Origin of the sequence: Lawsonibacter faecis (assembly GCF_014287675.1) — a bacterium.
In the GTDB taxonomy this organism is placed as follows: Bacteria; Bacillota; Clostridia; order Oscillospirales; family Oscillospiraceae; genus Pseudoflavonifractor; species Pseudoflavonifractor faecis.
The window spans coordinates 114,726-124,141 of sequence record NZ_JACOPQ010000011.1 but is presented as its reverse complement, the minus strand read 5'-3'; the positions used below and the strand labels follow the sequence as shown (position 1 = coordinate 124,141).

The 9,416-nt window shown below is 58.9% G+C and carries 4 protein-coding genes; 2 read left to right on the top strand and 2 right to left on the bottom strand.

What is annotated here, in order from left to right; genetic code table 11:
• Window positions 1-7 precede the first annotated feature (7 nt).
• Both H8S62_RS18720 and H8S62_RS13665 read left to right on the top strand, forming a co-directional pair.
• Window positions 8-139, top strand: a complete 132-nt coding sequence (locus tag H8S62_RS18720) for an IS3 family transposase (protein ID WP_423788670.1) — start codon at window positions 8-10, stop codon at window positions 137-139.
• 428 nt (window positions 140-567) lie between these two features.
• Window positions 568-5,334 (top strand): Ig-like domain-containing protein, encoded by a 4,767-nt coding sequence (locus H8S62_RS13665; RefSeq protein ID WP_186919849.1) that lies wholly within the window; start codon window positions 568-570, stop codon window positions 5,332-5,334.
• A gap of 190 nt (window positions 5,335-5,524) precedes the next feature.
• Here the strand turns inward: H8S62_RS13665 and H8S62_RS13660 are convergent, their stop codons facing one another.
• Both H8S62_RS13660 and H8S62_RS13655 read right to left on the bottom strand, forming a co-directional pair.
• Window positions 5,525-6,433, bottom strand: coding sequence for a hypothetical protein (locus tag H8S62_RS13660; protein WP_186919847.1), 909 nt, complete (start codon window positions 6,431-6,433; stop codon window positions 5,525-5,527).
• A gap of 134 nt (window positions 6,434-6,567) precedes the next feature.
• Window positions 6,568-9,357, bottom strand: a complete 2,790-nt coding sequence (locus H8S62_RS13655; protein WP_186919845.1) for a carbohydrate binding domain-containing protein — start codon at window positions 9,355-9,357, stop codon at window positions 6,568-6,570.
• Window positions 9,358-9,416: the final 59 nt, after the last annotated feature.

Genomic DNA, 9,416 nt, shown 5'->3' with positions numbered 1-9,416 from the left:
CGAGTGTATTTACAGGCATAAGCCGGACACCTTTGAAGAGGCCAACCATGCGATTGCCGAGTTTATTCACTTTTATAACTATGAGCGTATCCAAATAAAAACGGGAGAGGCGCCGCTTGCGCGCCACCTCTCCTCATAATCTGCTTTGCCTACTCACGGGCCGCTTTTTTGTGCTGTCTGAATAACTTGGGGCTGTTCACCCGCAGTCATCTGCTGTTTTTGTATACTCACGTTACTCCATGACAGTCCCCCTGATGTAGTTCATTTTCCTACATCGGGGGGCTTTTGTTTATTTTTTACTTTTACCGGGACTGTTCAATGATTATAGTTGCACATTTTTTACACAAGGATTAAGATATATTTATAACATTTGACAGTACAGCTTGCCGTTCCAAACTCCGGGTACGGACGCAATGCCGCTTGGACCATCCACGCAGTAAATCAGAACACCGGTGAGCGCTGTGATACGGTCGGGAAGAAGACGCTGATGCTTGTTTTATGTGGTCTGCTGCCTATGGGCCGACATTATCCCAATACAACGGAACGAGAAAGGATGGAATTAGAGCAATGAAACGAAGGATTCTCTCCCTCTGCCTGACCCTGTGCCTCCTCGCCTCTGCTATGCCGGCGCTGGCCGCCGCGGCAATTTCATACCCAACGCTGACGCATGACCCCGTCCATGGGTTCATCTATGCGGACGGCTATGCAGTCACTTTCCGCGAGGGGACAACGGCGGGCCATGTCAATGCCTTTCTAAACGACGATCTTAACACGCCGCTGTGCATCCAGTTTGAAAAGGCCCCTACCGAGGCCGGCTACGATTTCGGTTGGGACGACATATACGGCAGTCCGCTGTCCCGAAAGGCGGAGCGTGTCTCCATCACCATGGAGGGCGGAGAGCTTCTCTCTCTGATCGGCAGTGCCCGTGAGGGGGTAAGCGGAGATATCCGCCTGACCGCCACCGGCGGTAAACTGGAGCGTGTCACCGGCACCTACAGCAACACAAGCGTAGGCGGCGGGATTTACATCACACTGGGCGGAAATGTGCGTATTACCGGCAGCGTCTCCGTTAAGCAGAATTGGAGCCCGGCCCCCGCCGGCGGCGCGCATATCTATCTGAGCGGAGCGCCCACGATAGGCGGCGGGCAGAGCGGCATTATGATGAACGGCGGCACGGAGAACTACGGCGACGGCGTGGACCACGTTGAAATTACCGGAGTTCTTAACGGTGGGAATGAGTCGATCAGCCTTTATCTTCCCAAAGGCTACGCCGGCGGCACCCTCGCCACGGGCGCGACTTCAGCCGGCGATGCAAAAAAATTCCGTCTTGTGGGCCCTGGTGCGGATACCTACGCGCCCTACTACGAGGATGGAAAAATTGTCACGGGCCCGGCTCTGTCCGTCCAATTTTATGTTGACGGCCGGGTGTACTCCGTCCAGTGGACAGCTCCCGGCGGTACGGTCCGCTGTCCTGCCGACCCCATCGTCCCCAGCAAAACACGAACATTTCTGCACTGGTCCCTGACGGAAAACGGCGGTCCATACAATTTTGCTGCTCCCGTTACCAAGGATCTAAACCTCTACGCCGTCTGGCGTGAGCCTGTCCTCCCCTCCTCTGTCACCTTGAATAAGAACACGCTCGCTCTTACCTATGGCGGCAGCGACAGCCTTACCGCCTCCCTGCTCCCGGAAAATGCGGACAACCAAAATCTGCTCTGGTACAGCAGCAACTCCAATGTCGCTGCCGTGGCCAACGGCGTGGTGAATGCCAAGGGCGCAGGCACCGCCACCATTACCGTGAAGGCGGCGGCGGCCCCCGCCACCGTTCTTAATACCTGTGCGGTCACGGTGGAGAAAGCGGCGCGCACCGACGCTCCGGCAGGCCTGCGCGGTGTTCAGCCAACTGCCCCCGGGGCGGCAAATGGCACAATTTTAGGCTTGGATCCCTCGCAGCCCTATGAATGGCGTGTTGAGGGTGTAGGCGAATATACGGCGCTGGGCAACGGCGCCGATCGTATCTCCGGCCTTTCCTCCGGAGCATATGAAGTCCGCATGGCGGAAGACGGAAATCACCTCGCCTCCCCTGCGGCACAAGTGACGCTGCCCGCCTACTCCGATCAGTTTATCCCCGTTGCTTCTCTCACCGATGGACCCAGCAGGGCGTCCACCATGCAAGCGTGTTTCCTCACCGCCGGAATCCTTCCCATGGAAGCCACCTGCAAGGAAATCATCTGGAGCGTGAAGGACGCGGGCACTACCGGCGCCGAGATAGCGGGAAACCGCCTGAATGCCATTGCCGGCGGCGAGGTTATCATCACCGCCACCGTCACAGGCGGTTTGGGAGAAGGTCAGGACTATGCCCAGGACTTCCACGTCCAGGTGACGGATATACGTCCCGCCGTTGAAGAAGTCAATTTGTCTACGAACAACCTCAATCTCACCGCAGGAAACAGTTTCAGCCTGACCGCTCACGTTTTGCCCGCAGCAGCCATGCAAAAAGTCCGCTGGTCCTCCGACAATCCCGCCGTGGCTGTCGTCGATGAAAACGCTGTTATCACCGCCGTGGCGCCGGGCACGGCCACTATTACCGTTGCCAGTGTCGCTGACCCAGCCAAGACAGCCATCTGCGTTGTAACCGTGAAAGCGCGCAATATACCCGTCACCGGTGTGTCCCTGGATAAGTCCAGTTTGACGCTGGCCATGGGCGGCAGCGAGACGCTGACCGTCACCGTGTCCCCCGAGAATGCCACCAACAAAAATGTGCGCTGGACTACCAGCGACAGCAGTGTCGCCACTGTTGAAAATGGCGTGGTGACTGCCAAGGCGCCCGGTGAGGCTAAGATCAGCGTGCGTTCGGAAGACGGTTCGTTGACTGCCGAATGTCTTGTGACCGTGAGTGCCCCCGTCCAGCCCCAGTACATAGTCACCTTCATGGCTGATGGTATTGTTGTGGGCACGAGGAAGGTCATTGCAGGCGGGGCATTGGGCGCCGCTGAATTCCCTGGCGTGCCCGAAAAGACCGGCTATGCTGGCAAGTGGGACACAAATGGTGAAATCGTCAACGTAACGAAAGACTTGACGGTTACAGCAGTCTACACGGCGCAAAAATATGAGGTGACTTTTGATGCAAACGGCGGCGAGCCTTTGGCAGAGCACACGATTACAGTCGTCTATGGCGCAGCCTACGGCCCCCTGCCCACACCCGCTCACGCCACAGCGGGTATGAACTTTGTCGGCTGGTATACGCAGGCAATCGGAGGGTTGCAGGTGAATGCGGAAACGAAGGTCGCCACGGCGGAAGACCACATTCTCTTCGCCCATTGGAGCGACGGGGGCGATTCGGCGGTACCTGTCGTCATCGTCAGCGGGATGCCCGGGCAAGTAACCCTGCCGTACCATGGCGCAGGGATTGCCCTCAGTGTAGAGGAAGCAAGTACTTACAGCTACCAGTGGGCAAAGAATGGAGGTGATATCAGCGGCGCAACGGCAAGCTCTTATACCATTCCTGCCTCCGATGTGACATGGGTGAATCATGGAGCTGAGTATACCTGCACGGTAACGAATGCCGAGGATGGCAAGCGGCCCGTCAGTGCCACCGGCGCAGCGGTGACTCTCAGTGTGCAAAAGGGCACACAGGAAGCGCCGGACAGTCTGACCGGCGTGGCGCCCAGCTCTGTTGATGGAGTTGACGGAAAGATCATCGGCCTAGAAGCCGGGCACAGTTACGAGTATCAGCGCATGGATGGCGGCGCCTACACCGGGGTAGGTTCCTTGTGCGTGGAGATTACCGGCTTGTCTGCCGGGACTTATCTGGTTCGCCTCGCCGGAGATGATAATTATCACCCCTCCCCCGACGCCGTGGTACTGGTGCCCAGTTATACCGCGCCGACTGTTCCCGTCACAGGCATTGCGCTGAACAAATCCAGCCTGGCCTTGACTGTGGGCGGCAGCGAGACGCTGACCGTCACCGTGTCCCCCCAAAATGCAACCAACAAAAATGTGAGCTGGACCACCGGCGACAGCAGCGTCGCAACTGTTGAAAATGGCGTGGTGACCGCCAAGGCCGTGGGGCGCACAACCATTACAGCCGCCAGCACGGAAAGCGGCAAAACCGCAGTTTGTACAATCACCGTGAACGCGGCTCCCACGGAGGTCAGGAACATTTTAAGCGTGTCAAAAGCGGCGCCCATTACTATGGATTACGGAACAACAGAGGCCCAGGTAAAGGCAAAGCTCCCTACCGGTGTGCAGATCACGCTTGACGACGGAAGCAGGCAAACCGCAGGAGTCAAATGGCTCTGTGAGACCTCTTTTGACGGCAATCAGTCTGGAGATTACATTTTTAAGGGCACCCTTGCGGCGGCTTCCGGTATTGCCAACCCCAACGGACTGCAGGCCGAGATCACTGTCACAGTCAAGCCGGATACGGCGCCGCCCGTTAACCCCGACCCGCCCGGCGGCGGAGGCGGCGGTGGCGGAGGTGGCATTACACCCACACCGCCCGTGGTAAACAAAAATCCTGACGGCAGCGTAACTACCACGATTGCCGATGAAAAGTCTGGCACCGTCACCAAGACCACCGAGTATCCCGACGGGGCCAAAATTTTGGCTCTCACGCCCAAGGACGGGGAGACCTCAATTGAAATCACCATTCCCAAAAAAGCCGGCAAGGTCTCCGTTACCATTCCCACCCCAGTTCCGCCCAAGCCCGGCGAGGTGGCCGTTTTTATCCATGACGACGGCACAAGGGAAATTCTAAAAACATCAGTCCCCACCGGGAACGGCCTGCGAATCAGTCTTGAAGAGGGGGGCAGGCTGGAACTCATCGACAATACCAAGAACTTTGGCGACGTTGCGGAGGACGCTTGGTACGCCGACGCCGTAACCTTCGTCACCAGCCGTGAAATCTTTCATGGCGCAAACGCGAATACCTTTCAGCCTCGGGAGAACGCCAGCCGCGCCATGCTCTTCACGGTTCTTGCCCGTCTTGATGGTCAGAATACAGCAGATGGCGGGAAGTGGTATCAGGCCGGGATGGACTGGGCTGTGGAGGCAGGTATCTCTGACGGCTCTAACCCGAATGGTGAGATTACCCGCGAGCAGCTCGCCGTGATGTTCTACCGTTACGCCGGATCACCAGAGGCGAGTGTTGCGGCTCTGGACGATTTCGACGACAACGCCAATGTGTCTGGTTGGGCCGGCGACGCCATGCTCTGGGCTGTGGAAGCCGGCATCCTCGAGGGCAATGCCGGCAAGCTCTCCCCTGATAAAACCGCTACCCGCGCCGAAGTGGCTGTCATGCTCCAGCGGTTTATAGAACTACTGGTGAAGTAAAAGCAAGGGGCCCGGTGATACCGGGCCCCTTGCTTTTACACTCCGGCTTGCGCCTTGTCAAGCGCCCGCCTTCCGGCGGTCCTCATCGCCGTAAATCCCTTTGATGGAAATTCCGTCTTCCGGTATATCAGTGCAATCCGGAATTATTTGTGCTGCCAGAAAGCGACCGGCACGGATGACCTCCTGCACGTCAAAAGTCAAAATCAAAGGCAACGGGAGCGTTTTCTGCGACGGTCTCGTACAGAGCGTCCATAACCTCCACATTCAGCCAGGCGTGCACCGCAGCAGATACTGCGTCATCAAACCCGGGGATCTCATACACCGCGTCAACCAGGGCAGCGTGTCGGGGCGCGCCGTCAGGGGACTGATAGTCCAGCGTCTCTCCGGGCTGGGCGTTGTAGAGGAACTCCGCCAGGGTCTCATCCCCCTTCTCCAGGGTACGCATCCCGGCGCTGGACAGCGTCTCGGTGGTGGCCTCGCCGTTTTCTTCCAGCTCATAGGTAATGGATACCAGCTGCTCAAAGGAGGACCGGTGGGCGTCGTAATAGACCCTCGCCTGCTCCAGCATATCCTGGTCGGCGTACTCTACCAGATAGTTTAAAATGTCCTCCTCCAGGGTGCTCTCCAGATAGCGGAAATAGGTCTCCAGGGTGAAACCGGTGACGCCATATACCGTTTCGCCGCTGTCCGCCTTGGCGCCGCGGATGGTGTTCTCCTGCTCCATACGCAGCTCCATGGCGGCAAATTCAAAGGGACTGCACACCCCCAGGTGGTTGCCCAGAGAGAACTTGGCATTTACCTTGTTAATGTAGTCCCGTGTGAGCTGCTCCTGCGCCTCGCCCGAGCCGGCGGCAGGCAGGTTCTTCTTCACATAATCGCTAAAAAAATTATATTCCTCCCGGCCCACCGTGCGGATGGCCCCCTGATAGGAGGACAGCTCGGCCATCAAATTCTCTGCAGCAGCCGGGGCCGGCAGCCCATACTGTACGGCAGCCCACACAATCACTGCGAGTACAATTACTGCCGCTGCAACCGCCGCAATCCAAAGCCTGTTGCGGGGCACAGCCTGTCCCACCCGGCCTCCCTTTTGCTTTGCCATCCTGGTCACCCCAATCAATTCCACTGAAGGTAGTATACCACATCTCTCCCCCGGCAGTAAACGAGGGGACAACGGGGGGCCGGCGGAAGCCGGTCTCCCCGTTGCCGTTAAGACTGCTCCTGAGGGCCCGGCGCTTACCCGGCGTACTCGAAAGCGCCGATGCCGGGAGCGGAGGGGACGGCGCTCCCCGCCAGATCCACGCCGCTGAACATTCCATCGTCCATGCTGGGCAGAATGGCGCCCTTGCCGCTGTATGCGCCAGAGGTCAGGCGATAGGCGTCCGCGCCGCTGCCGCCGGCGAAGAGGGCCTCGCCCTCCTCCCTGGTCAGTGAAAGGTTCGGGTGGGCGGCATCGTCCTCGGCGGGCAGCCCGGTGATGTTGATAAACAGGTTGCTCTGCCAGTCGCCGCTGTCCTGCCAGGAGGTCACCCCCACCGGAGTGTCGCCGGTGTAACAGAAGATATTATTGTAGAACCGGTACTGGCCCGAATTGTATTTGAGCAGGTAGAGCTGGTTGTTCTTCAGAGCGCTGCTGCCCAGGATGCAGGTGTTGTTGTAGACCTGAGTGTTGATGCCGCTGCTGCCGTTGAGAAACCAGCTCATGCCGCCGTTGGTGTTGGGCAGGTTGCAGCCGTCGTTCTCGGTCACATTATAGCGGATATAGGTGTTGATGGAGGTATACATGGCCGACTCGGTACACAGCATCATGAAGGCCGCGTTGTCGTGGAGATAGTTATACTGCACCCAGGTATTCTGGTTCAGGGCATCCACCTCAATGCCCTGACCGTCCTGGATGATGACGCCTTGCTCCACATTGGTGTCGCCCACCTTGTGGCGGGTGGCGTTGGTGCCGTTGGCGTAGCACTCGTTATACTGGAATACCACGTTGTCCGAGTTCCAGTTGAACATGCCCACGGCCGCGCGGAAGGGGTCGGAGATATGGATGGCGCAGCGGGAAACGGTATTGTTCTCCGCAACCGCGTTGAACCAGGAGTCCACAATCAGGCCATCGCCGTCAATCTCGTGGATGCTGCAGTTGGCCATGTAGAAATTGCGGCTGGGATAGTAGGAGTACTTGCTGTTATACTCGGCGCTGGGGAAGCTGGGCCAGGCGCTGCCGGTGTCGGTATACCGGCGGTAGCCCCAGACGCTCAGGGAGTTGACGCCGTCGCGGCCGCACTGGTAAATCTCGCAGTTGGTGATACTCACATCCACAAAGCAGGAGGGGACGGGAACCGCCGCCTGGGTACCCACATTGAACTGGATGCCGCCGCTGGTCTTTCCGGCGTTGATGCCGGGGCCGCGGAAGCCGTGGATGACCAGGTTGTCGAAGACAAAGTGGCTTAAATCGCCCTGGTCCACGTTCACCACCCGGACAGCCGCGTTGTAGACCTCCAGATTGCCCACGAGATAGAACTCGGGGTCGTAGGAGGGGTCGTGGAGCTCCAGGTCACGAATCTCCCAGTGGTCCACATTTTCCAGCCAAATGGTGCCGTTGACCCTGCGGGTGACCACGGAACCGGCGCCCAGGGCATATTCAAACACGCCCTCGGGATCGGGTTGGAGAACGGGACGCTCGCCCTCGCCGTAGCTGGATACCACGATGGGCGCCCCCTCCGCCCCGGAGCCGCTGGGTCGCAGCATACCCACGAAGGTGTCGCCGGTCTTGAAAAGGATGTAGTCGCCGGGGACGAAGTTCAGGGTGTTCAGCTTGTCGATGGTCTGGAAGGGGGTCTCCGGTGTCAGGCCGTCGTTCAGGTCGCTGCCGGCGGAACTGGACACATAGTAAGTCCGCCGGGTTCCCTTTTCCACTGTGAAGCCGTCGGCAGCGCTGACACCGCCGGCTGTTACGGTGAGCTCTACGATCCTGTCGGCACTCAGGCTGGCTGACACCGGCTCAAAGCTCACGGTAACAGTCCTGCTGTTGTCGTAGGCAAGGCCGGTCATCCGGAAAGCGGCCTTGCCGCCGTCCACCTTCAGGTCAAAGCGGAAGTCGCCCGCGGTGGGGGCCATGGTGGGGACTTCCTTCAGAGTAATGGTGGCGACGCCGTTGACCACGTCCACCTCATCCACCCGGGTGGGGATGACAGCTTCACCGGAAGCAGCAATTTCGAAGCTGAGGTTGATGCTCTCGCCCTCATAGGTGAGAATCACGGTGATGGTCTGCGCCAGGGGGGCGGCGGCGATGGGAGCGAAGGTCAACTTGCCGTCCTTCTCCGTCAGCTCCAGGATTTTGGCGTCTCCGGGGTTCAGGCTAGAGGTGTATACGGCGGTGAAGCCGCTCAGATTCAGCCCCTCGCCCGTCACGGTGATGACGCCGTTTTCAATGTGAGCGCCCTCCACGGGGCTGGCGGAGACCAGGCTCGCGTCATCCACATAGGCCACGGCGAGCTCCTTGCCCTCGTTCCAGACATTGTTGTAAAGATCGAGAACGGGGTTGCCGCCGGTAAAAGTGAACTCCACGGAGTACTGCCTCCACTCGTTCCCGGCGGCCTTTACCATAGTCTTGCTGCCCTGGCCGGCATAGTCCTTGACGGAGATTTCAAGGATGTCGTCGCCGCGCTCCACCTTGGCCCAGATGGAGAAGGTGTAGGTCATCCCCGGCTGGAGGGTGGAGCCGTCGATGTTGTAACGCAAGCCGGAGCCATCCACACGGCTCTGCGCGTCATCATTGAACTTGACGCAGCTGCTCCCGCCGCGCCCGCCGGTTTTAGACTGCTGAACCAGCCAGTTGTTCCAGCGGCCGATCTCGTTGTTCGTCACGAAGCCGTCGGGCAGATCGAACCCCGGGTCCGCGATCAGGTTGGTTTTTTCATAGGTATCGTTCGCCGCAGAGGCAGCGACAGCCCCGGAGACCGCCATTGTGCAGAGCATGGCGGTGGCGAGGATGAGCGAAACGACCCGGCTAAGCCTTTTAGTTTTCATACCTTTACCCCTTTTCAAAAGGTGTCCGTCTAACAGACAGCGTTTGCGCTTCGTCCGCT

What these genes read in the sequence shown, in the direction of transcription:
- H8S62_RS13665 (WP_186919849.1), top strand. Translation starts at nt 568, where the DNA reads ATGAAACGAAGGATTCTCTCCCTCTGCCTGACCCTGTGCCTCCTCGCC.
- H8S62_RS13660 (WP_186919847.1), bottom strand. Translation starts at nt 6,433, where the DNA reads ATGGCAAAGCAAAAGGGAGGCCGGGTGGGACAGGCTGTGCCCCGCAAC.
- H8S62_RS13655 (WP_186919845.1), bottom strand. Translation starts at nt 9,357, where the DNA reads ATGAAAACTAAAAGGCTTAGCCGGGTCGTTTCGCTCATCCTCGCCACC.